This is a genomic window from Ochrobactrum sp. 19YEA23, from assembly GCF_029909865.1.
Lineage (GTDB): Bacteria > Pseudomonadota > Alphaproteobacteria > Rhizobiales > Rhizobiaceae > Brucella > Brucella gambitense.
In genome coordinates this window covers 76,393-102,224 of sequence record NZ_JASAMQ010000010.1, presented here as the reverse complement: position 1 = coordinate 102,224, position 25,832 = coordinate 76,393, and the positions used below count along the sequence as shown (strand labels likewise).

Sequence of the window (25,832 nt, the reverse complement as noted above, 5' to 3'; positions counted from 1 at the left end):
CGTTCCAACGCAAACAGCCCCGGTTCGATATCGAACCGGGGCTGTTTTCATTTTATCGATGCTGATTGCGATCAGAAATCGCGCAGCTTGCGTGCCGTGTCCTGCAACAGCGTGAACGCCTCGAAACGGCGATCATGCCATTTTACCCGGTCAGAATCGGGCTGATTGACCTCGCCCAGTTCGGACATGGCGTCCATCGCCGTCGCAAGGTCCGGATAGGCGCCACCAGCAACGGCGCCAAGCATGGCTGAGCCGAGCAGAACCGGTTCCGGCGAGGTGGAAGCCGCGATGACGAGACCCGTCGTATCGGCCAACACCTGACGCACGAGATGCGAACGGGCCGCACCGCCGCTGACGACGATGGTATCTGTCGCGATGCCCTTTACCTTCTGCGCTTCGACGATCTGGCGCGCGCCATAGCCAAGCCCGCAAAGACCGGCCAGATAAAGCGCAGTCAAGCTGTCGATACCCGCATCAAGATCAAGCCCGGCAATGACAGCACGGGCGTCCGGGTCTGCGAATGGTGCGCGATTGCCGAGAAACTCCGGCACGACATGAATATCGCCGATGATCTCAGCCGTCCTTGCAGCGCCGCCGCGCGCTTCCACTTCGAAAGCGAGACGGTCTGCAAGACCCTTGCCTTCAGCCGCAGCCTGCTTTTCCGCCTCCGCTGCGAAGGGATGCATATGGATGAGATGATCAATGGCCGCACCTGCCGCCGACTGACCGCCCTCATTGAGCCAGAACCCCGGCACCATGGCCGAATAATACGGACCCCAGACGCCATCCACAAAAACCGGCTGTTCTGTCGTGGTCATAGTGCAGGCGGATGTGCCGAACACATAGGCCATGCGCGACAACACCTTGCCCGCATCGCCGCGCGCGCCAACTGTGCCAATGCCGCCCGCATGAGCGTCGATCAGACCGGCGGCAATCGCGATGCCCGGCTTGAGGCCAAGCTCCGCAGCGGCCTGTTCGCTCAGAACGCCAAGCTTCTCGCCACCAGCGCGAACCTCCGTACCAATGCGCACAAAGCCCTCATCGGCCAATTCGCCGAGACCGACTTCGCGGAAATAGGCTTCGTCCCAGCGATTTTCATGGCTCAGATAGGTCCATTTGCAGGTGACCGTGCAGGCCGAACGCGCAAGACTGCCGCAAGACTTCCAGGTCAGAAAATCGGTAAGATCGAAAAACTGCCAGGCGGACGCAAAACTTTCCGGCTTGTTTTCCTTCAGCCAGAGAAGCTTTGGCGTTTCCATTTCCGGTGAAATGGTGCCGCCGACATAATCCAGCACCTTGGCCTTGGTTGCATTGATGCGCTCGGCCTGTTCGACCGCACGATGATCCATCCAGACAATGATGTCGCGGGCCGGGTCATTCGACGGGCCAACGGCGAGCGGCTTGCCGCCCCCGCCCAGCACCACGAGCGAGCAGGTGGCGTCATAGCCGATACCGGCAACGCTGGCAGGATCGATCCCGGCCACCTTCACCGCCTCGCGCACGCTTTCGCAGACGGATTGCCAGATATTGGCGCTCGACTGTTCAACAATGCTGCCAGCCTCGCGCCACATCGTAATGTCGCGCTTGGCCGAAGCCAGCATGGTACCCCTGGCGTCGAACACGCCGGCCCGGGCGCTCCCGGTGCCGACATCGACGCCCAAATAATAATGAGTCATGGTCTCCGACCCGTTCTTGAGCATTTCCAGCAAAAGTGCGAAGCGGTTTTGCGTAGGATAATGCGTAAAAACAACAAGATAGAGCGTTTCCCCGATTCCGTTTTAACCGGAACCGTTCTTGAAGGAATTACAGATCGAGGCTCTGCGGCACGATGACGAGATCGCGAATGGTGATGTTCCGCGGGCGCGTCAGCATGAACATCACCGATTCAGCCACTTCCTTCGGCTCCATCAGGCTGCCATTGGCCAGCGCTTCTTCGAGCTTTGCCTTCGGCCAGTCGCTGATCAGCGCGGTCACGACCGGGCCGGGCAGGACACCGCCGACGCGAATGCCATGCGGCGCAACCTGACGGCGAACCGTATGCACGAAAGCCTGCACGGCATGTTTGGAGGCCGTGTAGATCGGCTCCCAGATCACCGGCACAACACCGGCCACCGAGCTGGTCATGATGATGTCGCCCGTCTTGCGCTCCATCATATGCGGCAGCACGGCATGAACCGTGCGGAACGCCGCATTGATGTTGAGGTTCAACATGCGATCCCAGGCATCCGGGTTACCTTCCCAGAGCGGCCCGCCGATATAAGCGCCCGCATTGGCATGGAACACATCAAGCTGACCGGCCTGTTCGAGAATCTGCGGCACCATGGTGGCAACCGATTCCGGGCTGAGCAGATCGATGACCAGCGGCTTTGCCTTATCGCCAAGCTCCGCGCATTTTTCCTTCAGCGCCTTCTCGTCACGATCAACGAGAAACACAGTCATGCCTGCTTCGATCATGTGCTTTGCGCATTCGAAGCCGATGCCGGAGGCAGCGCCGGTAACCGCTGCAACTTGTCCTTTGAGATCCTGAGCCATTTGGAGAATCCTTCTATTTGTTAGGCGCGACCGTGCGACTGGCGCGAGCGGCGTGCAAGAGAATCAACAATCACAGCGATTGCCAGCACGGCACCGGTGATCATATAGCGAAGCGACGACGACAGATCGAGCAAGGTCAGACCGCTGGCAATCGACTGGATGACGATGATGCCGAGCAGGGCCGACCATGCGCTGCCGCGACCGCCAAACAGGCTGGTGCCGCCAATAACCGCTGCCGCAATGGCGTTGAGGTTGACGTCGCCCGTACCGGCCTGCTGGCTAGACGATGCCAGACGCGATGCAGCCAGAATACCGCCCGCTGCAGCCAATACCGAACAGGTGACGAAGGCGGAGATATAGATGAACGTAACGTTGATACCGGCACGGCGCGCGGCTTCGCGGTTGCCGCCGACGGCCTGCATGGCGCGGCCCCAGCGGGTGCGGGTCAGCGCATAGTTCATGGCAACCACCAGCGCCACAAACAGGCCGAACATCCACGGCACGCCACGCGACTGGTTGAGATAGAACACCGCGCCACCGACGATGAGCGTGACGATGATGGCCTTGAACGCGATACCGGCGACGGACGGAGCCGAAAGCCCGGCCTCACGACGACGCTGCGCCGAGCGAAAACCCGTGAAGAAGATCGCGAGACCTGCAATCAGCGCCAGCGCATAGGAGAGCGGACGCGGCATCACCAGAAGCTGGCCGAAGCTGACGAGCCACGAGCCATAAGGCAGGTTGATCGAGCCGGTATTGCCGAGGAGATAGAGCTGGAGACCAAGTGCCGCGAGCAGGCCCGCCAGCGTCGAAACGAAGCTTGGCATGCTGAAGCGATTATAAAGGAAGGCGTAGAGCAGGCCGATCAACGCGCCCGCGCAAAGCGCTGCGACAATCGCCAGCGCCACCGGCCAGCCATTGTTAACCCACAGCACACCGACGATAGCCGAGGCAAGACCACTGACGGAGCCGACCGACAGATCGATTTCGCCGAGCATCAGAATGCAGACGATACCAAGCGAAATGACGCCGATGGTCGAGCAATCGAACAACAGGTTCACAAGGTTATTGCTCGACAGGAAAACCGGGTTCAGCGTCTGGAACACGGTCCAGATGATGACGAGGCCGACGATAACCGGCAGCGAGCCAAGATCGCCTGAACGCACGCGATCGAAGAAGCCGCGCAGCGCGCCCGAAACGCCTTCATCATGACGCACGCGGGCATCCTGCCGGTCGAGCGGGGTATTTCCGGTTGTCTGGTTCATCATGCTTCTCCCCGGTCATGGGCGTCATCGTGCTGTGCCTGACGTCGTTCGGCACGGCGGGAAACGGAATTGCTGGTTGCGCCGGTGATGGCGGCGACCAGTTCCTCGTTCGATGAATCCGGATAGAAAACACCGTTATTGCGACCGAGACGCAGCACCACGATGCGGTCTGCGACGGCGCGCACATCTTCCATATTATGGCTGATCATCAGAACACCCAGACCGCGATCACGCACGCGCTCGATCAGATCAAGCACTTCCGCCGTCTGCGCGACGCCAAGTGCGGCGGTCGGTTCATCGAGCATGATGAGCTTTGGATCGAGCAGCAGCGAGCGCGAAATCGCGACGGTCTGCCGCTGACCACCCGAAAGCGAGGCGACCGGCTCGCGGACGCTGGGGATACGGGCAGAAAGCTCGTTCAAAAGCTTCCAAGCCTTGATTTCCATCGACACTTCATCGAGGCGGTAGGGGCTAAGCTCCCGGCCAAGGAAAATATTGGCCACGACATCGAGATTTTCGCACAGCGCCAGATCCTGAAAGACCGTCGCTATGCCAAGATCGAGCGCAACGCCCGGCGAGGACAGCACAACCTTCTCGCCATTGAATTCTATCGTACCCGAACTCGGCTGATGCACACCGGCAAGTGTCTTGATGAGCGTGGATTTTCCGGCGCCATTGTCGCCAACCAGCGCCACCACTTCACCCGGATAGACTTCCAGATCGATATCGGTCAGCGCAGAAACCGCGCCGAAATTCTTGGAAATGCCGCTGAGGCGCAGCACGGGCTGCGACGATGAAGTCGCCGCTTTGTTTTCCTGGGACATTTTTCACTTTCCCCGACATATCGCTCGATATGCCTTTGCGCACGAAACACAGCACATCCCGAAAAATGTGAAACGGCTTTCGGATCAGATGTGCGTAAAAAAGGACGCCCGACCGGTAAACCGGCCGGGCATATCATTGCTTAGTTCGTGATGCCGAGCTTCTTGCAGCCATCGGCATAGCGATCGACGCACAGCGTTGCTGCGGGCACGACGTTCTTGTCGATGATTTCAGCCTTGAGGTTTTCAGCCGTCACAACCGCCGGGACGAAAAGCTTCGACGGCGTGTTGTAAAGGGTGGTTTCAGCCTTCGGCGTTTCGCCATTCAGCAACTGGGCGGCAACGCGCGCAGCTTCCGAAGCAACGATTTCCGATGGCTTGTTGATGGTGTTGAACTGGTCACCCGAAATGATCAGCTGAAGCGCCGCAATCGTCGCGTCATTGCCGGTGATCGGCGGCAGCGGATCGATGCCCGCAGCCTTCATGGCCGCAATTGCTCCGCCTGCGGTGCCATCATTGGCAGCCACAATGCCGACGATCTGGTCGTTGAAGCGGGTGATCTGGCCGCTCGCCCACTGCTGAGCCTTGCTCGGCGCCCATTCCGGCGTGTCATATTCGGCCAGCGTCTTGTAGCCGCTGTCCTTCAGACCGGCATGAATGCCGTTCTTGATAAGACCGGCAGCCGCGTCGGTCGGCGAACCGTTGATCTGAAGAACGCCGCCCTTGTCGGTCGGCACGTTCTTGGCCTTCAAGTCCTTGACGAGCGATTCAGCAATTGACTTGCCGATGGCTTCATTGTCGAACGAAACGTAGAAATCCGACGTCGCATCCGGGATCGGACGGTCATAGGCGATGACCTTGATATCCTGCGACTGGGCCAGCTTCACGAGCGAGGCTGCGGCAGCAGTATCAACGGCATCGAGAACAATCACCTTCGCGCCCTGCGAAATGACCGAATTGAACTGTTGCTGCTGCTTGGTCGCATCGCCATCGGCGTTGAGATAAAGCACCTTACAGCTTTCGCAGAGCTTCTTCATTTCTGCTGCAAAACCCGGGAAATCGCGCTCTTCATAGCGCGTGGACGCCTGATCCGGCATCAAAAAGCCGACCACCGCATCCTTGACTTCCGCATGAGCCGTCGTAGCGGCCATCATCAGCACGCCAGCCAGCGCGCCTGTCATCTTCGATACCTTCATGACTCTCCTCCTAGTAATTGTCTGTTTTTCTGGCATCCGACCGGGAATTTCGCCTGCACGAGGCGGCTTTACATGCGCTGAAGCCAACGGCTCGCTCACCGGACATCCCCGAAATACAATCCCGTTTTCGAAAGGATGTGCTTGAGCGCAGATATCTAGAGCGCCGATCCGATTCAAACAGATCGAAACGCACTCTGGACAGCCGTTTTCAAAAATTCACGCGCGTAGCATTGCCTCCACCTGCCAGCGCCGCCATCTCCCGTCAGGCGGCGGCATCTCGTCCCCGGCCTCTTCCCGGTTGGAGATGCTGTAACTTTGCACAACAATGTGCACAATCGATTGTGCAAGCTGATAATGCGCCAGCCCCTAAAATCTGTCAACACGATTCCGCGGGGTATGCGATGACGATGTCGGAGTGCTTGTAATAAAACGAGCTTGGAAAAACGCAGCGCGGTTCCCGTCAGCGCTGCGCCAGCAGCATGTATTTATTTGATATCTTTCAGACTATCCACCGGCAGCGCGATGGCCGAACGCGGCGCAATTAATCTGGGCATAACCAGATGCAGCTCCGGTTCCGTGACGTGTTTTTCCATCAGATCGAAGGCTTTGGCGATCATGCCTTCCACATCCTGCTGGATTGAAATCACCGGGAACGACAGGAAAGATGCAAAGGGGTCGTAGTCGTAACAGCCGACCACCAGATCGTTGAGCTGCTCGTGCGGATGCTCGACCATATAGCGTAGCAAGCCCTCCAGATTGATCGAGGAATTGACGAACAGTCCACGCGGCAACCGACCATGATGCTCGCGATATTCATCCAAAGCCCGCAACGTATTTGATGGCGAATAGCCGGTGTGGAAAACGCAGTTTTCCGGATCGGAACCCAGCACGGCCTGCTTGGTATGATGAAAACCGCGAATACGCTGGCGGGTGGATTCGTCGTTGCGTCCGCCGAACAGACAAAGCTCCATCGGCTGCAAAGGTTCGCGATCGGCAAAATGCGCGATGATCGCTTCCGTCAGCATGCGGCCACCGGCGAAATTATCTGTGGTCACTGATGGCGCCCTCGATCCGGGCAGATCGATATTCACATGGGGGATCGCCGCCTGCTCGCATAATTCATGCAAACTGTCCGGGTCCGTCGCGCCACAGATGAACAATTCATCGATGGCATAGGAAATCAGCGTTTCTGCCGTTTCGCGTTCTTCGTCCGGATCGCGCCCCGCGCTGACCACGACAGGACACAGCCCCCGCGCGCGGACATGCGCCTCGAATGTCTGCGCCATGGACGAGAAGAAGCGGTTGTCGTGCAAAGGCAGCAGCAGCCCGACAAGGCCGGAGCGGGAATGACGCAACCCCTGCGCCTGACGATTGGCAGTGTATTGGTGCTGCTCGGCAAGATTGAGGATAGACTCCGCCGTCGCCTGACTGATCCTGCGCTTGCGCCACGTACCATTGAGCACGGCACTGACCGTGGAAGGCGAGCTTCCCGACAGAACAGAAAGGTCGTAAATCGTCGCCTTCTTCTTGTCGCGGCGCATTCTGTCTCCCTCATTTCGCAATATAGAAATATCGATGATCAGCGGAAACTGGAACAGGTTTCTCTGCTTGCTGATGCTGGACCCACAGAGTTGACGTTCAGCGGTTCATCCGACTTTGCCCGATGCGACAGCAATCATGTTTCGCGACACCCCGGTCTACCGTGTCGATAAACTTCACGCATGGCGCGGTTTTTAGCATCGCATTCCTTAAGCGAGCAATCTGGTCAGCTACAATATTCCCCGAACACATCGCGCTGCTCCATGTGTCCGATGGCATCCACCGGGCAATGAGTGGGCTTACGGAACACTGGAAGAAAGGTCTCTCATGTCCACCAATGGAAAGCCGCTCGATTTTCTCTGGTTCATCCCGTCTTCGGGTGACGGCACCTATCTGGGGACCGACGCGCTGAGCCGCCCTTCCGATCCCGCCTATTTTCGGGAAATTGCACAAGCCGCCGACCGCCTCGGCTATTCCGGCGTTCTCATCCCGACAGGGGTTGCTTGTGAAGAATCCTTCGTTCTGGCCGCTAATCTTGCCGCCTATACGGAAAAACTGAAGTTCCTCGTCGCGATCCGTCCCGGAGTCGCCTCGCCTGCTTATTATGCCCGCCTCGCCGCAACACTCGATCGCGTGTCTCACGGCAGACTTCTTCTCAATATCGTCGTTGGCGGCAGCCAGCAGGAGTTGGCTGGCGACGGCATTTTCCTGCCGCATGATGAACGTTACGACCATGCCGATGAATTCTTCCAAGTGTTCAACGATCTGATCGAAACCGGCCACGGCAATCTCGACGGCAAATACATCAAAGCCCACGATGCAGCTCTTGGCCTGCCGCCGGTGCAAGCCCGCCCGCCCATCTATTTCGGCGGTTCGTCACAAGCCGGCATCGATTTTTCCGTCGGTCTCGTCGACAAATATCTGACCTGGGGCGAGCCCCCGGCACAGGTCGGCGAAAAGATCGCCGCCGTTCGCAAAGCGGCCAAGGCAAAAGGTCGTGACGACCAGATATCCTTCGGCATTCGTCTTCACTTCATCGTTCGCGAAACGGATGATGAAGCGTGGGAAGCTGCCGACCGTCTCATTTCGCATCTCGATGATGAAACCATCGCCGCAGCCCAGCAGGTCTTCCTGAAAAACTCCGATTCCGTCGGTCAGGCCCGCATGGTCGCCTTGCACAATGGACGCCGCGACAAGCTGGAAGTATCGCCCAATCTCTGGGCGGGCATTGGCCTTGTGCGTTCCGGCGCCGGGACCGCACTGGTCGGATCGCCCCAAACCGTTGCCGCCCGCCTGCGCGAATATCAGGAACTGGGCATCGATACGGTGATCGCCTCCGGCTATCCGCATCTGGAAGAGGCTTACCGGGTTTCCGAACTCCTGTTCCCCGAATTGGGATTGGAAGGTCCGCGCAACCAGATTCGCTCGTCCTTCGGTAAAAAGCAGGTCTTTGGCGGCGGCGGACATGGGGGTAATGTAAAGGTCGCTTCCGGCTCGTGAGATCTGAAATGCTGACGAAAGCCCATACCGGCACCGTCGCCATTATCGGCGGCGGTTTTACAGGCGCGGCTGTTGCGCTGCATCTGGCGCGCCAACTGTCCCAGCAACAACATGACGCCAGCTGGCGGATCGTGGTGATTGAACCGCGCGAGAAGCTTGGGCGTGGGCTGGCCTATGACACGCTGGAACCCGTGCATCGCATCAACGTGCCTGCCGACCGGATGTCCATCCTGCCCGACGAGCCACAGGATTTCAGCAACTGGCTTGCGGAAACCGGGATACTGGAAAGCGATCCGGATGCTTTCAGTCTGGACGGCGCGCCCTTCCCGGCCCGTACAGTCTTCGGGCTTTATGCATCGTCGAGACTGGGGCCTTTGATTGAGGCCGGGAGCGTGGAACACCGCCGCACCCGCGCTATGAATGCGACCAAGGACAATGACTTCTGGACCATTGAAACAGAAGACGGTGATCCCGTCATTGCCGATGTCGTCGTATTGGCGGTCAGCCATCCCGCTCCATCCCTGCCGGGTGTGCTGGACCCGATCAGGGAGCATCAGGGGCTGATTGCCGACGCAACGCGCCCTGGCGCACTGGATAAGGTGCAGTCAAAAGATCGCGTGCTGGTGGTCGGCAACGGACTGACGGCAGCCGACGTCATCGCCACGCTGAAAGCGCATGGCCACAAGGGCCGGATCGTTTCGATTTCCCGCCGTGGCCTTCGCTCCCGCGGTCATCCCCGTACCACCCATGACCCTTATGGCGATTTCATCACCGAGCCATCGCTCAGCCCTTCAAAATTGCTGCACCGGGTGCGCAAAGCCATTAAGGCAGCACAGGCCGAAGGGTTGAGCTGGCATCCGGTTCTCGATGCAGTCCGTCTTCAAGGGCAGGACATATGGCGAGCCTTGCCCGTGTCGGAGCGCAGACGCATTGCTCGCCATGTTCGCCCGTTCTGGGATGTGCATCGCTTCCGCATTGCTCCACAAGTGGAAAATGCTCTCGATAGCGCTGTCGCCGATGGCAGCCTTTCGGTGCGGGCCGCCTCCGTCCGTATCGCGGAATCCTCCGGCGACACTTTGCGCATCAGCCTCAAAGACCGCCGCACCGGCGAACTCGATATTCTCGACGTGGACAAGGTGGTCGTAACCACCGGTCCCGGCCATGGCGGCATTCTCGGATCACAGCCATTGCTGACAGCGCTTGCCGCAGCAGAGCATCTGGCCCTTTGCCCGACTGGGCTCGGCCTTCTCTGTGACCGGCGAAGTCGTGCGATCTCGACATCAGGCTTCGCCGATGAAACGCTGCTGATCGCCGGACCGCTCGCACGCGGTACCTTCGGTGAGCTGATGGGATTGCCGCAGGTCAGCGAGCACGCGGTTCTCGTTGCCGGGGTCATTGCCACGCTGATTGCTGAGCGGGACCGCGCCCTCGAAAAGGCCGCGGTCTGATCTTTCAGGATTTGGCTGGTTGTATGCGAGCCAGATGATCCTGAATGTGCTGGTGCAGGTTGGAAGCCGACATCGGATCATGCCCCGGCACTTGTTTCAGTTCGCGCAGATCTTGCGGTGAAACATCATAGCGATCCTTGAACAGCCGCGTGAACTGGGCGCGATCCGAGAAGCCGCATTTATAAGCGATCTCTTTCAGAGTTTCCGCCTTGCCTTTGCTATGGATGAGATAGCGATAAGCCAGATCCAAACGCTTCTGCCGGATCAGTTTGGTAATGCCGTCATCCTGATCGAACTGCCTATAAAGATGCGAGTGCGAGAGTTTGAAATGCGCCATGATCGTTTTGGGGCTCAAGCGCTGGTCGCGAATATTCAGATCGATATAGTCCATCACTCTTTGTCGCATTGACTGGTCAATGGCGCTCGATTGCGCCGGAGAGAGCGCAACACCATCCACGGCCGCGACCAGCAACAGGACAAGTGCTTCCTTGATCCCCGGTATTTCATTCTCCTGAACGAAATCCAGCGCACCATCCAGACTCAAAATAAAATCGAACAGCACCTGATTGATGTTCACATTCCGCGGCAGAACCAGCCCATGCAGATCTTTCGCGGGGAACCATTTGTTTATCTCAAACCGGGGTATGGCGAGGGTCACTCGGGAGCCAGCTTCCTTTCGACTATCCAGCACTTTGGTGAGGTCCATGAAAAACATGTCACCCGGCTGCACATAGACATTCGTCCCGTCGAAATCGCCTGTATACTCGCCTGACAGGACAAGCTGAAGCAGACAGATATCCAGATCGGTGCGCGCAATCATCTCGGGCGTCCGCCGGCAGATTTGCTCATTGAACGTCGTGTCGCCCAGAACCATGCTGTCGAACAGCCGCGAGCGGATTGTCCCGATCAGCTCGGTCTCGATATTCTCGTCGGCAGGTGAAACTTCGTATATAAGTTTCGATACTTCCTGCCAGAAAGCATTGCGAGATTTTTCATCCACCATATCGGTCGAGAGAAAAAATTCCGGCACTATTTACCAGCCTTTCTTCAAGCCAAACATAAATGTTGAGGGCATTCATTACTTCCTAAAGTCAACCTGAGCGCGTCAAGTAAGCCTTCTAAACGGCACGCCCCTCGCGTTCTCATGAATTTGTCACAAAAATAACTGCTCTAAATAAAGCAAAGAGCACCATTAACAGAAGCCACCACTTTTATAGTTCCCTATAAATATAAACTGGTCGATTTATATTTCCAAATAAAATCTAATATCCTTTAGTTTTTATTAGATAGAGATAATATTCAATCCAATATGGGATAAATCCGTATTGCCACCCTCCGGTTTTTACATATAGCTCGTAGTCGAGGAGAATAGATATACCTGTTTCAATATGAAACATGCGCGCGCAGCGAATATGCAGAAGACTAAATCTCTCCAAGGACAGTTTTCACTACAATCGGAAAAGCTCACGCTTTTCCGACGCCAGATTCCTGCCCTTAAAAGATACCTATCCTTTCAGATACAGGATCTCGCGAATGGACCACGATCAGTCAAGCCGGTTTAGCTTTTCACGACGTTCGTTCTTAAAAGTGGCCGGAGCTACTGCAGCCGCCACAATTGCCCCGGAAATTGCATTTGCTCAGCAGAAGACTTTTCCACCCGGTTTCAAGTGGGGCGCCGCGTCCGCTGCCGCGCAGACTGAGAGCCGCGTCGGTCGCGGCCGCAGCAACTGGGACGTTTTCGCAGATATCTCTGGAAGGATCCACGACGGCTCCTCCAATGTAACGAACACGCAGTTTGAAACGCGCTACGGCGAAGAACTCGCCATGTTGTCAAATGCCGGTTTGAATGCGTTTCGTTTCTCTTTCTACTGGTCACGCATCCAGCCGGAAGGACCGGGAGCGCCAAGTATCGCAGCACTCGATCTGTATGACCGCATGGTTGACGAAATGCTGCAGCTTGGGCTCGACCCCATGGCGACTATCGTGCATTTCGAAAACCCGGTATGGGCGGGTAATTTTCGCAATCGTGAAATCATTCAATATGCAGCCGATTACACGGAAATCATCACGCGCAAGTTTGGCGACCGCATCAAGCTTTGGATCGCCATGAACGAGCCCGGCACCGTCTCCACCTTCGGTTACGGATCGGGACGTTTCGCACCGGGGTATATATCCTTAAGGGCGATGGGAGATGCGATCCACCATCAAAATGTTGCGCAGGGTCTTATCATCGCTACCGCCCGTGCCAACCTACCAAAAGACGCCAAAGTCGGCACCACGCTCAATCTCCAGACCGTCCGCTCAAAATCAAACTTCCCAGAGGACGAAAAGATCGTCCGCACCATGGATGCCTACTGGAACACAGCCTATCTCGATCCTCTGTTCGGGCAGGAATATCCGCAAGAGGTGCGCGCGCTGGTCGCACCAGTCATCCGCCCGGGAGACATGGAGATCATTGCCGCCAAACCCGATTTTCTTGGCGTGAACTATTATTCACGCTTCTATGTCAAAGCCGAGCCATACACGCCACTTGGGTTCATACAGGACACACCTCCCGATAACCTAAAGCGTACGAAATATCTCCCCTATGAGCCGGATGGCTTTTCCGAAACACTCTTGCGTGTCCACAATGGCTATGGGGCACCTGACATTTACGTCACAGAGTTTGGTTTCCCTGTCGACGAGCCTAATCTCGTCGTCAATGGCACTGTCGAAGACTTAACCCGGATTGAGTTCATCAAGGGCTATGTTGAGGAAGCCTATAAAGCCATGCAGAAGGGCGTCAATCTGAAGGGGCTGGTCTACTGGTCATCCACGGACAACTGGGAATGGAACGAAGGATTTGCAAAGAACTTTGGCCTGATAAAAGTCGACCCCAAAACACAGAAGAGATGGCCGAAGCGCAGCCTCGAATATTTTGGAAAATGCTGCAAAACAAACAGCATCGTTTGAACGCACTACCGATCGGTTTTCTCTGAAAGCAAATCACTGAGTTCTCATCCATCATACCGGTGTTCGCCAGGCTGATACAGACTACACAGTCAATCTGCGGGCACCGGTTTCAATGTTCTGACATGCATACATTTGGGGACGCGAATGGCTCGTTGGTGGTATTTTCTGGTTGCCGGAGCAATCCTCACTTCGTCCTTTTCTTTTGATGCACAGGCTGAGGACACAAGCGGCAAGATAGAGTTGCAACATGGATGGCGTCTTATCCAGGATGACGCCGCTAAAGCTGTGCAGATCGATGTGCCCAACACGCCGCTCGGCGACAAGGGCTATGCCGTCCAGAACATGCCATCCACTGTTTTGAACACGCTCAGCAAGGCCGGCGTCTACAAGGATATCTACTATGGCGACAATCTTGCCAAAGTGGATAACACACTCTGGAAGCACCAGTGGTGGTACCAGACAAAGCTAAACGTTCCAGAAGGTCATGACCGTTACACGCTGATCTTCAACGGTCTCAACTATCGCGGTGAAATCTGGCTGAACGGCCAGAAGATTACAGGGCCCGACGAGATTGTCGGCATGAGCCGCAAGTACGAATTTGACGTCACGCAGTACATTCATCCCGGGCCAGATAATCTTCTGGCGGTCAAGATCACCCCGGAGCAACGTACGCCCAGCCTGACTCTGGGCGACACACCCGGATCAGGAAAGCATGAAGGCGTCGATCTGACCGATACCTGGATGGATTGGATCAATCTCAAGTATTTTGGTGATCCCTCAACCAAGACCTCCTATGTGCCCGATAAAGGCGCAGGCATCTGGCGCAAGGTCTATCTGACCTATGGCGGTGATGTTGCTCTGCGTAACCCCTATGTCAAAGCCGATTTGGACGTGCCCAGTCTCCAAACGGCAAAACTTGATGTCTATGCCAATCTGGTCAACCGTTCATCCAAACCTGTCACCGGGGTGCTGAGTGGCGAGATCACCCGCGAGGGTAAGCCGAGCATCAACTTCGAAAAGGCCGTTACCCTGAAAGGCAACGAAACCCGGGAAGAAAGCTTCACGCCTGAACATATAAAGGCTTTGACAATCGACAAGCCCGATGTCTGGTGGCCCTATATATGGGGCAAGCCGAACCTTTATAATTTGAAGCTCACCTTTCGCATCGGTGACAAGGTTTCCGACACCGCGACGACCGATTTCGGCATACGCAAGATTACACAGCACCGCGACAAAACTCCGCTGTTTCGCAAGTTCAAGAGCCCTGGCAGTTTCTACATTAAGGTCAATGGGCGCGATTATCTGATCCGGGGCGCGGCTTATACGCCCGATTTGTTGTTCGACAACAATCCGCAACGTGATCGCGACATCATCCGCTACGCGAAAGACCTTGGCGTCAATATGCTGCGCTGGGAGGGCAAGTTTGCCGATGATGATATACTGGAGTTGGCCGACAAGGAGGGCATTCCTGTCATGCGCGGCCTCATGTGCTGCGGGTCGTGGGAACTGTGGAGCCATTGGGACAAAGAAGACTACGCCGTTGCTTCCGCCACGGTCCGGGATATGATCCTGGACTACCGTTCGCATGCATCGGCGTTTATCTGGGCAAACGGAAGCGATGGCCTACCACCCACAGATGTTCTTGAAAATTACCATAACATCTTGAACGAACTGCACTGGCAAAATGCGGTTGTCGATACCGTATCCGCACGCAATGCTCACTGGAGCGGCATCCACATGGCAGCCCCCTATTCCTGGCGCTCACCTGCCTTCTGGTTCAAGGGTAATATCGTCGGCGCGATGGGCTCTATAGCCGAAGCCGGCAATGACGAGACTATTCTGCCTCTGGATAGCCTGAAGAAATTCCTGCCAGCGGATAAGCGCTGGCCGATCAATGATTTCTGGTATATGCGCGCCGGTTCCGCGCCCGGCAATAGAACGCTGGATAGCGCCAAGGCCGCCGTTGAAAATCGATATGGCCCGTCGAACAGCGTGGAGGATTTTGCGCGCAAGGCGCAGCTCACCACCTATGAAAATGTCCGTGCGCAGAACGAAGCCTATGGCGCACTTGGCGGCGACACCCACAAGATGACGATCTTCTGGATGCTCAACAGCCACTGGCCATCCTTCTTTGGTCATCTCTTCGACTATTATATGAAGCAAGGCGGCGGATATTTCGGCGCCAAAAAGGCCCTGCAACCGCTAAGCGTGGTTTTTGACGGCTATGCAACGGGCGACCGCTCCAAAGCCAACATCTACCTCGTCAATCAGACACGGGAAGATCAGAAAAACCTGATCGTCTCAGCGCGCCTATATGATATCAACGGTAAGCTCCAACACGAAAAGAACGTGACCGTCAAAGAGGCCAGACCCACAACGTCCACAATCGCGATGACGCTGCCCCGTTATGAAGACATGGGCACGGTCTATTTCGTACGATTACAGATCCGCAATGGCGAGAATGACGTGTTCGCAGAGAACACGTATTGGCAGTCAGCTAAGGACGACATTCCCGAGGACATGGATCCGAACAACATGATGGACGCCATGATCCTGAAGCAGAAACAATGGGCTGATTTCACACCGCTCAACACGATGCCGAAGGTGGATCTCAAATCGGCTATCACAGAGATCGAACCGCAAGGTGATCTACGCCGTTTTCGAATTTCACTGACCAATCCCACCGATCATATCGCGTTCTTTGTGCGAGCCCAGCTACAGAAAGACGGCGATTCCGGTGAAGTTCTGCCGATCACCTATGACGATAATTACATCACGATCTACCCCCAAGAGACCCGCGAAGTCACCGCAGCCGTCACCAAGGCACAGATTGAAGGCCTGAACCCGATGGTCGCCATCGAAGGCTACAACCTCCGCTGATTGCCACTTTAGCAACCATCCAACCAAACGTCCGACTCGGAGCAGGCCCATGAAATCAGTGATCGGAAGCGTGAAGCTTCTCTTTTGGACCATTCCAATGGCCCTGCTCTGTTTCAGCGCGCAAGCGGCGGAAAACGGCCTTGGCTTTTACCTGCTAGGGTCGAAAGGTCCGCTCGCCGCAATATTGCCTGCACCGGGAGTATATTTGCAAAACGACACATATTTCTATCGCGCGAGCGCGGGTGCGTCGGCTCCGCTGCCGCTCGGCGGTGTCGTGGGCTTTGGTGTCGATGCAAAAGCCGTCGTCGATCTGCCCACCTTCATATGGTCCACACCCTATGAGTTATTGGGGGGACGGCTGGCTTTCGGTCTGACCACACCCTTTGGCCATCAAAATGTCGATGCCGATCTGGTGTATGGCCCCTATTCCGGCGACATCGATAACAACGTCACCAAGATTGGCGACCCCATTGTGACGACGACAATTGGATGGGGTGCCGGCGACTTCCATTGGACTCTCAACGGCATGGTCAATGTTCCCATTGGGGACTATGAGAAGAACTCGCTCGCCAATATTGCTTTTCATCGCTGGGCTGGAGATATTTCCGCCGCTGGAACATGGTTCGATCCGGCGCGCGGCCTCGACATATCGGGTGTCGTAGGCTTCACCTTCAATGGAGAGAACCCCACCACAGATTATCGCACCGGAACCGAGTTTCACGTCGAAGGCGCGGTCTCGCAGTATCTGTCGAAACAGTTCTCGCTCGGCGCCATTGGCTATTATTACCAGCAGATCAGCGATGATAGCGGCAGTGGTGCGATACTCGGCGGCTATCGCGGACGCGTTGCAGCGCTGGGTGTAACCGCCAGCTATAATTTCGAACTCGATAAAACGCCGGTGCAGGCACGCGTGAAGCTCTTACGGGAATTCCATACCGAGAACCGGGTCGAAGGTACATCAGCGTTTCTCACGGTTTCGGTTCCGCTTTATGTCAGCAGATGAAGGACACATTATTTCCCGGCGAGAATGCCGATCTGAATGAAGCGGGCCTGCACTGTTGATCGCCGCTTTCAGTACGGCTTGACCATCAGTACCAGATCGGCATCAGCCCATTTGGATTTTCCCTGCACCAAAACACATCACGACCATATAATATTAGATAGATATAAATTTGCGACTTCTTAAATAATGCAATTATTAAATCATCCAAATTTTTATAATTACAAATATAATTCATATGGCTTATCTTTATAAGCGATTCGATTCGCAGAGAAAGAGCGGCAATGCCAGCACCTTCCAAAGTACAGTTTGTAATTTCGCGTTCGCTACGACGTCAGACGCCTGATTTTGCTTAAGATGCTCTGACCAAAATCATTCTGGCCCACCGGGTCGGGTTCGCAACGCTCATCGTTCAAAGCGTGGCGCGAGCCTTCTGGAAACAATCCTATCAGTCCCAAACAGACGGCTAGCACTCCAGACGGGAGAAGCATGGCCTAAAGCAACCTGCCCGGTTGTTTTGCGAAATATGCAGGATAATTTGATGCGCACATACCGATTGCACGAGCTGGCAGCTCTTCTTTCTGCGAGCACAGCGTTGCTTGTTCTTTCCCAAGCGGCGTGGGCAGCAGACATTGGATATGTAGGCGTGCCGGCTGGTGGTCTTTGGGGAACAGCTGCCAACTGGAACGGTGGAGTTCTACCAACGGCGACTGACACAGTCATCATCGGACCCTCAGTGCAAAGTATAAACATTAACCCGGGTCAGGTTTATTCTGTCGGCAAGATTTACGTCGCGGACGGCTCCTCTCTAAATATCAACGGTATTGGGGGGACCGTTACAGCAGGCAGCCTGATGATTTATGGTGTTAACGGTGTTGGCTTCCAATATTCCGGCACTGGTATCGGCGCGTCAGGGCCAAGAAAATTTGAGCTGGCGAACGACGTAAAATTCATTGTCGATAATCCGAATGGCAGTCAGATCACAATCGGCAATAGTGGTACGGTCAAACTTAGCGACAAAATACTGACAATCGATACGGTCTACGCAAACAACACTATGGGGATTTCCGGTGCGGTTTCAGGAACAGGCGGCATCGTAAAAATCGGTGACGGTCTGGTATGGACAAGCGTGGGCACCCATACTTATACCGGCACAACCGATATCCGGTCGGGCACCATGGCGCTCAACACAAACGGTAGTCTGAGTTCATCCAGCCTGATCAATGTGGATGGAACATTTGATATCAACGCCATAACGGCAGCCTCTACCACGATTCAGACCCTGACCGGCACGGGCACTGTACTGCTTGGCACCAAGACGCTCAACTTTTCCAATGCAAGCACAACCTTCGCTGGAAGTATCAGCGGCACCGGCGGCATTACGGTGAGCACTGGCAGTCTCGCGCTGTCGGGTGCAAACAGCTATAGCGGCGTAACAACGATTGCAGCCGGTGCCCGGCTTCAGCTTGGCGCAGGCGGCGCGACGGGCAGTCTGGCCAGCCAGCAAATCGTCAATGAGGGCGAACTGGCGTTCAACCGCAACAATGCGTTTGATTTCGGCGCTGACATTTCAGGAAATGGCGGCTTGTCGCAGGTTGGCACGGGTACAACGACGCTATCGGGCATCAACACCTATAGCGGTGACACCACTATTCTTGCTGGAACCCTGAAAGCCGGTTCGGCCAATGTGTTCAGCACGACATCGGCATTTGCGGTCTCGACGGGAGCGACGCTCGACCTCAATAGTATGGATCAAACGCTGGCCGCCCTTACCAATGCAGGCAACGTCAACTTCGGTACATCGACGGACAATATTCTCCATATTACCGGCAATTATACCGGCAACAATGGCATGCTGACGATCAATGCCGTTCTTGGCGATGACACCTCGAAAGCCAACAAGATCGTCATCGACGGGGACACGTCGGGTACCACCCTCCTCCATGTCAACAATCGCGGCGGAACAGGTGACGTCACAACGTCCGGCATTGAGGTCATCACGGTTAGCGGCAGCTCTGACGGCGACTTCATACTGGATGCGCAATATCGCACGGGCGGCAAACCAGTCATCGTGATCGGCGCGTATGAATACGGTCTTTATAAAGGTAACGCCCAGGGTCAGGACACCAATGACTGGTATCTGATCTCCAAGAAAACGCCAGTTGACCCCAAGCCGGACCCAGATCCAGATCCGACCCCTACACCAAATCCAAATCCGGAAAACCCCAATACAGACCCCGAGCCACAACCCGAAGGCAAGCTGCAGGCTGGCGCGCCGGTCTATGAGGCCTATTCGCAGCATCTGCTCGGCATGAACGAGGTCTCTACGCTGCGCCAGCGCACTGGCAATCGTGTATGGGTGGGTCAAACAACAGCTCCCGACAAGGTGGCCTCAATGGGTAATGGTGTCTGGGGCCGCATCGAAGGTGCACATAATCGCCTCGAACCGGATCACACGACGACCGGCATCCAAACTCGCCAGAACATCTTCAAGATGCAGGCCGGTATCGATGGCGCATTTCTGGAGAATGATCAGGGCAGCCTGATCGGCGGTATCTTTGGCCAGTATATGCATGGCAAGACCAGAACATCGTCACGCGACTTTGTATCCGGCGACATTTCGACCGACGGTTACGGCCTCGGCGGAACACTGACCTGGTATGGCGCAAACGGTTTCTATGCCGACGCACTGACACAGGCCACCTGGTACGACAGCGACCTGACCACATCAGCCGAAGGTGCATCGGCACTCGCCACCGGAAGCCGTGCTTTTGGCTATGCGCTCTCGCTGGAAAGCGGCCAGAAACTCACCATCGATGAGCGCTGGTCCGTCACGCCACAGGGCCAGTTGGTCTATTCGTCGGTGGATGCCGACAACTTCATCGACGGTTTCGGCAGCGCCGTCCGGCTTGATCGCGGCGAAAGCCTGCAAGGGCGTCTCGGCCTCAATCTCGATTATGCATCCTCCTGGCAAAACGCCAAGGGGACAACCGACCGCGCCAATCTCTACGGCATCGCCAACCTTTATTACGAGTTCCGCGACGGAACCCGCGCCGATCTGTCAGGTGTCAGTCTGGCAAGCCGTCTGGACCGTCTGTGGGGTGGGCTCGGCGTCGGCGGCACCTATAGCTTCGACAATGAACGCTATTCCCTGTTCGGCGAGGGCCTGATCAACACCAGCCTGAACAATTTCGGCGACAGTTACGCGCTGAAAGGCAATGTCGGTTTCCGCGTCCACTGGTGATCACACGACAGAGCGGCGTCGCATCACGAGGCCGCTCTCAATTTTGTTACAGGCCCGATTGAACCAAATCGCCAGAGCGGCGTTTATTAAGCATTCGTTAACCATAACGGAGGCTGTCATGCTCTGGTACTACAGACTGGAAAGCAGTTTTGCCGCCGCATTCGTGATCGCTGCGGCAGTCACACTCTGGTTAATGTGAGGCGGAGGCCTTTACCGCCCACTTTATCCATCATCATAACAACGGAGGACCACCCTATGCAGTGGCTCCATTGGATTGCGTTTGGAATGATTGCCGTCATGCCACTTGTCGTGTTCGGCATTACCTATCTTGAAGTCGGTCGCAAATGATCTTGTTAAGCAGACAAGGCAAAATCTGCCGCCCGGCAGGTGATGCCTTGCATGCATAATGTCGTTCTCTTTCATGAGACGCAGAACCAGAATTTCGGATGACTTCTGTGCATGCAGCCCTTATGCACAGGAGAACGATTTTTGCTGGTTTTGCTGCATGAAAGGACATCACGATGAGCGACGCCATCCTGATTACGGTCGATGAACTCTTCGAGCTTGTGAAGGACACGCTCCGTAACGCCAAATTCAGCGACGCCCATGCAAGCGCCATCGCGCGCACCATCGTGGCGGCAGAGCGCGATGGCTGCAAATCCCATGGCATTTACCGCATCGAGGGCTGCCTGCGCACCGTCAAGAGCGGTAAGGTGGTTACCGACGCCGTGCCAGTACTGACCGTGGATGACAGCGCAGTGGTGCGCGTCGAAGCCCATGGCGGCTTTGCCAATCTCGCTTTCGAAACCGGCAAACCGGCACTGATCGAACGGGCGCGCAAGCTCGGTCTTGCCGCTCTCGTCATCAATGATTGCACCCATTTCGCTGCCCTGTGGCCGGAAGTGGAAGCGCTGGCCGACGAAGGCCTCGCCGCCATGGCCATGTGCCCAAGCTATGCAACTGTTGCGCCTGCGGGCGGCACCAAGCCGCTTCTCGGCACCAACCCGTTTGCCTTCGGCTGGCCGCGCCCGGGCGAAAACCCGTATGTATTCGACTTTGCAACCAGCGTCGCAGCGCGTGGCGAACTGGAGCTTTACCGCCGCGCTGGCAAGCAATTGCCGGAAGGCTGGGCTATCGATGCCGATGGCAAGCCGACCACCGACCCGGAAGCCGCCCTTGCAGGCGCGATGCTGCCTTTCGGCCAGCACAAGGGTTCAGCGATTTCGACCATGATCGAGCTTCTGGCCGGGTCCATGATCGGCGACTTCAGCAGCCCGGAGGCTCTCGCCTATCTCGGCACCACGACGATTGCGCCGCGCCACGGCGAACTGGTTCTCGCTTTTGATCCGACGCGCATGGCTGGTGGACGCCTCAATCCAATCCAGCACGGCGAAATTCTGCTTGAAGCCATTGCCGGTCAGGGTGCCCGTCTTCCGTCGCAGCGCCGTTTCGCCGCCCGCCGTGAATCGCTTTCGAAGGGCATTTCGCTCACCCAGGCGGAAATGGATCACCTGGAAATGCTGCGCCAGAAAGGCCTCGACGCCATCGCGTAATTTCGAACTATGGCCAAACAAAAACCCCGCCATTTGGCGGGGTTTTTTATTCGCAAATCTATAACATTCAGGCTGCGTATTTCGCGACCACGCCGCCCTGCTTGATCCAAGCTGCATACCAGGTCTGGAACAGCTTCAGCTGTGCTTCGCAATAACCGCGCTGGGCATCGGAAAGCTTGTCCGTTTCATTGAAATGCAGTTCGTATTCCGGGTTTCCGGTCACGACCATCATATGCTTGTAGAACAGGACGAGGTCCGGGCCTTCATCAAAGGACGACAGCACGCCAAGCGCGGCTTCCAGTTCAAGCGCGGCAACGCGGGCTTCAACATCGCCGGCAGCAGCAGCCTTGGACAGCGAAACCAGATGCTGTACTTCCTTCGGCAGCACATTGCCGATGCCAGTGATCGCACCCTTGGCGCCGCAATTGACGAAGCCGTGGAACACACCAGTATCAACGCCGACCATCAGGGTCACATCGTCGTCGGCGCTGGTGATGTTTTCAGCAGCATAGCGCATGGCTTCCGCACCGCCGAATTCCTTGAAACCGATCAGGTTCGGATGCTCGGCGCGCAGCGCGAAGAAAAGATCGGCGCGGGTTGCAAAGCCATAATAAGGGCTGTTGTAGATCACAGCCGGAAGATCGGGCGCAGCCGCCAGAATGGCCTTGAAATGCGCCTTCTGGGCGGAGATCGACGAACCGCGCGACAGAACGCGCGGGATAACCATCAGACCCTTTGCGCCAACTTTCTGGGCATGCGCGGCGTGAGCCGCAGCCGAGGCAGTGTTGACGGCGCCGGTGCCGACGACCACAGGCACGCCAGCCTTGGCAAGCGCTTCAACGCCAGCCATGCGCTGCTCGTCGGTCAGAAGCGGCCAGTCACCCATCGAGCCGCAATAAACGACGGCAGACATGCCAGCGGCGATCAATTCCTTGCCCTTGCGCACCAGCGCATCGAAATCCGGCGAGCGGTCTGGCTTGCATGGCGTCATGAGTGCCGGGATGCAGCCGGAAAAAATATCAGAAGTCATGGTCCTGTCCTTGAATCTCTTGAACGCGTTTTTCAATCAACCAGAGTCTACAACCGGCTTCAGCAAGCCTTGTATGAAGACAAATATACACAATGTATTTTTCTTGTCGACTAAAATTTCAATTGCAACTACGATCCAATCACCATCACAAAGGATATTGCGGATAGCTGCGTGAAAGCATGCCTCCCGGCTCTTCACGCCCTGCCCCTTTCAATAAAAGGACACGCCATGAGCAAAGCACCATCCAGCCAATCGGCGAACCAATCAGCCGACCGCAAGAAGGGCTCGGGCGTCAAGATGGTCTATGATGTGCTGCGGGATGAAATCATCGATCTTTCGCTCGCGCCCGGCAGTCCCATTGACGAGAACCAGCTGGCGGAACGCTTTGCCATGTCGCGCACGCCGATCCGCGAAGCGCTGGTCCGGCTTGCCAGCGACGGCTTTGTGACGACACTGCCGAACCGCTCGACGGTGGTTTCCAATATCGACTTTCTAAGCCTGCCCGCCTTTTTCGACGCGATCACGCTGATGTATCGCGTCACGACGCGGCTTGCTGCGCGCCACCGTACCAAAGCGGACCTCAAGATCATTCGCGCCCATCAGGAAGATTTTGCCAAGGCCGTGCGCGCCCAGAATGCGCTGGACATGATCTCGACCAACCGCGATTTTCACGCGGCGATTGCCGAAGCCGGGCGTAACCCGTTCTATACGAGTTTTTTCGCGCGCCTTCTCGATGAAGGTCGCCGCCTGCTGCGCCTTTATTATTCGTCCTTCTCGGACCAGTTGCCGGAACAATATGTGACGGAACACGAAGACATGATCCGCGCCATTGAGGAACAGGATGTCGAAACTGCCGACCTGCTGGGCAAGGCCCATGGCGACCAGATCGTGCAGCAGATACGCAAGCTGATCGCCGAGGATCGGCGTGACGTCATGGATCTCTGATTAGCCGCCATTCACCAGCGCGAGCACAAGCTGCTGCACATTGCCGCCATTGCCCATCTCGACACGGTCGAAATCGCGGCCATGGGCACGCTGTACGGCAACCAGATCGGTGATCTCCTTGATCAGCACCTTGCGGATTTTCTGACATTTCGGGTCATTAGGCACGGAAAGTCCGACCGTTCGGCGCACGATTTCGCGCGTCATGTCCTTGGCGCTGTCGCCATGCACCAGCTCATGCTTGCGGATGCCTTCAATGAAAACGTCCCAATTTTCCCGCACCGGTGACGGCAGCTTTTCCGAAGGTTTCGGCAGCGTATAGGTGATTTTCAGCTTCGGTTTTGCAGACAGGATCGTGCAGGCATTGTTGCTGTGATCAAATTTGCGATCCCAGGTCAGCACATAGGTCGTATGGGCGATCACCCGTCCGATGCCGATCTTCGGCCCACGCTGGCCGATGGATCGATAAAGATCAATGCCGGTCTGCCCTGTAATGGCATAGGGCTTGACCTCTTCAATCGCCTTCCAGTCGTCCTCTGCATGGGCCGGAAAGGCCGCGAGCAGTGCAAGAATTGCCAGTCCAACGATTTTCTTCACGGCCACTCCGTCCATAGAATACAGGCGGCAACTTACAGGACCCAATTGCATTCCAGAAGCCATGCATTTCGTTTCAGGAACCTATTGTCCACAGTGACGCAAATCGAAGGAGATTGACTCCCGCAAGCCGTCATCGTTTGATCGCACCATGCATGGGGGTTCTGCGGGGTGGCATTTTGCCAGAGCAAGGAAAAACCATCTCATCGAACATAGAAACTGGAGTTGCGTTGTGCTCAAATCCACCAGACGGGGAATAATTCATCTTGCCTTTGCTCTTGCCGCCACGACGGCAATGGGCACCTTCGCCACGGCGGCGGAAGCCAAGGACAAGATCCTGCTCATCATCAATGGCGCGCTCGGCGACAAATCGTTCTTCGATTCCGCCGCCAAGGGCATGAAGATGATCAAGGACAAATATGGCGACGATGTCGAGACCAAGATTCTCGAAATCGGCGACGATCCGACCAAGTGGGAACCTGTTTTCCTCGACGCTTCCGAACAGGACTGGGACCTGATCATCGGCGGCACCTATCAGATGTCCGAAACCGTCGGTTCGGTCGCCAAGCAATATCCGGACAAGAAATACGTTCTCTACGATGCCAGCGTTCCTTACGAGGAAGGCGGCTATGACAACGTCTATTCGATCCAGTACAAGCAGAATGAAGGCTCCTATCTCGGCGGCATGCTGGCAGCCTCGCTGCTGAAAGACGGCAAGCTCGGCGATACCGGCAAGAATCTGGGCTTCCTGGGCGGCATGGATATTCCGGTCATCAACGACTTCCTCGCCGGTTATATCGCCGGTGCGCAGTCGGTTACGCCGGATGTGAAGATCGCCATTTCCTATGCCGGTTCCTTCATGGACGCCGCCAAGGGCAAGGAACTTGGCCTCGCACAATATCGCTCCAATGTGGCGCTCGGCTTTGTGGTCGCGTCGCAGACCGGCCTCGGCCAGCTTTCGGCTGCCAAGGAAACCGGCAAATATGTTCTCGGCGTCGATTCCGATCAGGAAGCGATCTTCAAGGACAGCGACCCGGCCATTGCCAAGCAGGTTGTCAGCTCCGTTCTCAAGAATGTCGATGTCAGCCTTTTGCAGGCCTATGACCGCTTCAAGGCAGGCGATCTGCCCTTCGGCAAGGCGGAAGCGCTCGGCCTGAAGGAAGGTGCGGTCGGCATCGTGACGGACGGCAACATGGCCACCATGGCCAGCCAGGAAACCAAGGATGCCATCAAGAAGGCTTCCGACGAGATTTCCGAAGGCAAGATCACGGTTCCGACCGGTTTTGGCCTCAGCACCGAAGATCTCAATGCGATGCGCAACAAGGTTCGTCCCTGA

Annotated in this window: 18 protein-coding genes; 9 read left to right on the top strand and 9 right to left on the bottom strand. The window is 56.2% G+C overall.

From position 1 onward, the window contains the following. Positions 1-71 precede the first annotated feature (71 nt). The 6 genes from QBD01_RS21525 to QBD01_RS21500 form a co-directional block, all read right to left on the bottom strand. On the bottom strand, positions 72-1,676 hold the full coding sequence (locus QBD01_RS21525; RefSeq protein WP_280994466.1) for an FGGY-family carbohydrate kinase: 1,605 nt from the start codon (positions 1,674-1,676) through the stop codon (positions 72-74). A gap of 127 nt (positions 1,677-1,803) precedes the next feature. After that, positions 1,804-2,532, bottom strand: coding sequence for an SDR family oxidoreductase (locus tag QBD01_RS21520; protein ID WP_078338990.1), 729 nt, complete (start codon positions 2,530-2,532; stop codon positions 1,804-1,806). A 20-nt stretch (positions 2,533-2,552) separates the two neighbouring features. Further along, positions 2,553-3,797 carry a sugar ABC transporter permease gene (locus QBD01_RS21515; protein WP_280994494.1) on the bottom strand — a complete coding sequence of 415 codons (1,245 nt, stop codon included), beginning with the start codon at positions 3,795-3,797 and terminating at the stop codon, positions 2,553-2,555. Continuing rightward, complete coding sequence (locus tag QBD01_RS21510; protein WP_138783453.1) at positions 3,797-4,621, bottom strand: ATP-binding cassette domain-containing protein; 825 nt, start codon at positions 4,619-4,621, stop codon at positions 3,797-3,799. The genes QBD01_RS21515 and QBD01_RS21510 overlap by 1 nt, the downstream gene beginning before the upstream one ends. A gap of 140 nt (positions 4,622-4,761) precedes the next feature. Continuing rightward, positions 4,762-5,814, bottom strand: a complete 1,053-nt coding sequence (locus tag QBD01_RS21505; RefSeq protein ID WP_182519508.1) for a sugar ABC transporter substrate-binding protein — start codon at positions 5,812-5,814, stop codon at positions 4,762-4,764. A 485-nt stretch (positions 5,815-6,299) separates the two neighbouring features. Next, positions 6,300-7,355: a LacI family DNA-binding transcriptional regulator gene (locus QBD01_RS21500; RefSeq protein WP_280994465.1), complete on the bottom strand. Its 1,056-nt coding sequence runs from the start codon at positions 7,353-7,355 to the stop codon at positions 6,300-6,302. A gap of 325 nt (positions 7,356-7,680) precedes the next feature. Between QBD01_RS21500 and ssuD the strand changes: the two genes are divergently transcribed. Both ssuD and QBD01_RS21490 read left to right on the top strand, forming a co-directional pair. Then, a complete protein-coding gene (gene ssuD / locus QBD01_RS21495) occupies positions 7,681-8,853 on the top strand; it encodes an FMNH2-dependent alkanesulfonate monooxygenase (RefSeq protein ID WP_280994464.1) in 1,173 nt (390 codons plus the stop codon). Positions 8,854-8,861: 8 nt separating this feature from the next. Next, complete coding sequence (locus tag QBD01_RS21490) at positions 8,862-10,301, top strand: FAD-dependent oxidoreductase (protein WP_280994463.1); 1,440 nt, start codon at positions 8,862-8,864, stop codon at positions 10,299-10,301. A gap of 4 nt (positions 10,302-10,305) precedes the next feature. On the opposite strand, the gene QBD01_RS21485 is transcribed toward QBD01_RS21490, so the two are convergent. Further along, positions 10,306-11,331, bottom strand: a complete 1,026-nt coding sequence (locus QBD01_RS21485) for a helix-turn-helix domain-containing protein (protein ID WP_280994462.1) — start codon at positions 11,329-11,331, stop codon at positions 10,306-10,308. Positions 11,332-11,696: 365 nt separating this feature from the next. Between QBD01_RS21485 and QBD01_RS21480 the strand changes: the two genes are divergently transcribed. From QBD01_RS21480 to QBD01_RS21460, 5 genes are all read left to right on the top strand, one after another. Further along, the gene (locus tag QBD01_RS21480) at positions 11,697-13,253 is read left to right on the top strand and encodes a family 1 glycosylhydrolase (protein WP_280994461.1); all 1,557 of its coding nucleotides are present in this window, start codon (positions 11,697-11,699) and stop codon (positions 13,251-13,253) included. Between the two features lie 144 nt (positions 13,254-13,397). Next, the gene (locus QBD01_RS21475; RefSeq protein ID WP_280994460.1) at positions 13,398-16,133 is read left to right on the top strand and encodes a sugar-binding domain-containing protein; all 2,736 of its coding nucleotides are present in this window, start codon (positions 13,398-13,400) and stop codon (positions 16,131-16,133) included. Positions 16,134-16,182: 49 nt separating this feature from the next. After that, on the top strand, positions 16,183-17,136 hold the full coding sequence (locus tag QBD01_RS21470) for a transporter (protein ID WP_280994459.1): 954 nt from the start codon (positions 16,183-16,185) through the stop codon (positions 17,134-17,136). A gap of 850 nt (positions 17,137-17,986) precedes the next feature. Then, complete coding sequence (locus QBD01_RS21465; protein WP_280994458.1) at positions 17,987-20,377, top strand: autotransporter outer membrane beta-barrel domain-containing protein; 2,391 nt, start codon at positions 17,987-17,989, stop codon at positions 20,375-20,377. A 521-nt stretch (positions 20,378-20,898) separates the two neighbouring features. Next, a complete protein-coding gene (locus tag QBD01_RS21460) occupies positions 20,899-21,930 on the top strand; it encodes an Ldh family oxidoreductase (protein ID WP_280994457.1) in 1,032 nt (343 codons plus the stop codon). A gap of 67 nt (positions 21,931-21,997) precedes the next feature. On the opposite strand, the gene QBD01_RS21455 is transcribed toward QBD01_RS21460, so the two are convergent. Then, complete coding sequence (locus tag QBD01_RS21455) at positions 21,998-22,960, bottom strand: dihydrodipicolinate synthase family protein (RefSeq protein WP_138783442.1); 963 nt, start codon at positions 22,958-22,960, stop codon at positions 21,998-22,000. A gap of 228 nt (positions 22,961-23,188) precedes the next feature. Here QBD01_RS21455 and QBD01_RS21450 point away from each other — a divergent pair, with 228 nt between their 5' ends. Then, the gene (locus QBD01_RS21450) at positions 23,189-23,905 is read left to right on the top strand and encodes a GntR family transcriptional regulator (protein WP_078339004.1); all 717 of its coding nucleotides are present in this window, start codon (positions 23,189-23,191) and stop codon (positions 23,903-23,905) included. Here QBD01_RS21450 and QBD01_RS21445 read toward each other — a convergent pair whose 3' ends face one another. Continuing rightward, positions 23,906-24,481, bottom strand: coding sequence for a DUF922 domain-containing Zn-dependent protease (locus tag QBD01_RS21445; RefSeq protein WP_377514343.1), 576 nt, complete (start codon positions 24,479-24,481; stop codon positions 23,906-23,908). A 247-nt stretch (positions 24,482-24,728) separates the two neighbouring features. On the opposite strand from QBD01_RS21445, the gene QBD01_RS21440 reads away from it, so the two are divergent. Then, a complete protein-coding gene (locus QBD01_RS21440; RefSeq protein ID WP_078339006.1) occupies positions 24,729-25,832 on the top strand; it encodes a BMP family ABC transporter substrate-binding protein in 1,104 nt (367 codons plus the stop codon).

What these genes read in the sequence shown, in the direction of transcription:
- QBD01_RS21525 (WP_280994466.1), bottom strand. Translation starts at nt 1,676, where the DNA reads ATGACTCATTATTATTTGGGCGTCGATGTCGGCACCGGGAGCGCCCGG.
- QBD01_RS21520 (WP_078338990.1), bottom strand. Translation starts at nt 2,532, where the DNA reads ATGGCTCAGGATCTCAAAGGACAAGTTGCAGCGGTTACCGGCGCTGCC.
- QBD01_RS21515 (WP_280994494.1), bottom strand. Translation starts at nt 3,797, where the DNA reads ATGAACCAGACAACCGGAAATACCCCGCTCGACCGGCAGGATGCCCGC.
- QBD01_RS21510 (WP_138783453.1), bottom strand. Translation starts at nt 4,621, where the DNA reads ATGTCCCAGGAAAACAAAGCGGCGACTTCATCGTCGCAGCCCGTGCTG.
- QBD01_RS21505 (WP_182519508.1), bottom strand. Translation starts at nt 5,814, where the DNA reads ATGAAGGTATCGAAGATGACAGGCGCGCTGGCTGGCGTGCTGATGATG.
- QBD01_RS21500 (WP_280994465.1), bottom strand. Translation starts at nt 7,355, where the DNA reads ATGCGCCGCGACAAGAAGAAGGCGACGATTTACGACCTTTCTGTTCTG.
- ssuD (WP_280994464.1), top strand. Translation starts at nt 7,681, where the DNA reads ATGTCCACCAATGGAAAGCCGCTCGATTTTCTCTGGTTCATCCCGTCT.
- QBD01_RS21490 (WP_280994463.1), top strand. Translation starts at nt 8,862, where the DNA reads ATGCTGACGAAAGCCCATACCGGCACCGTCGCCATTATCGGCGGCGGT.
- QBD01_RS21480 (WP_280994461.1), top strand. Translation starts at nt 11,697, where the DNA reads ATGCGCGCGCAGCGAATATGCAGAAGACTAAATCTCTCCAAGGACAGT.
- QBD01_RS21475 (WP_280994460.1), top strand. Translation starts at nt 13,398, where the DNA reads ATGGCTCGTTGGTGGTATTTTCTGGTTGCCGGAGCAATCCTCACTTCG.
- QBD01_RS21470 (WP_280994459.1), top strand. Translation starts at nt 16,183, where the DNA reads ATGAAATCAGTGATCGGAAGCGTGAAGCTTCTCTTTTGGACCATTCCA.
- QBD01_RS21465 (WP_280994458.1), top strand. Translation starts at nt 17,987, where the DNA reads ATGATTTATGGTGTTAACGGTGTTGGCTTCCAATATTCCGGCACTGGT.
- QBD01_RS21460 (WP_280994457.1), top strand. Translation starts at nt 20,899, where the DNA reads ATGAGCGACGCCATCCTGATTACGGTCGATGAACTCTTCGAGCTTGTG.
- QBD01_RS21455 (WP_138783442.1), bottom strand. Translation starts at nt 22,960, where the DNA reads ATGACTTCTGATATTTTTTCCGGCTGCATCCCGGCACTCATGACGCCA.
- QBD01_RS21450 (WP_078339004.1), top strand. Translation starts at nt 23,189, where the DNA reads ATGAGCAAAGCACCATCCAGCCAATCGGCGAACCAATCAGCCGACCGC.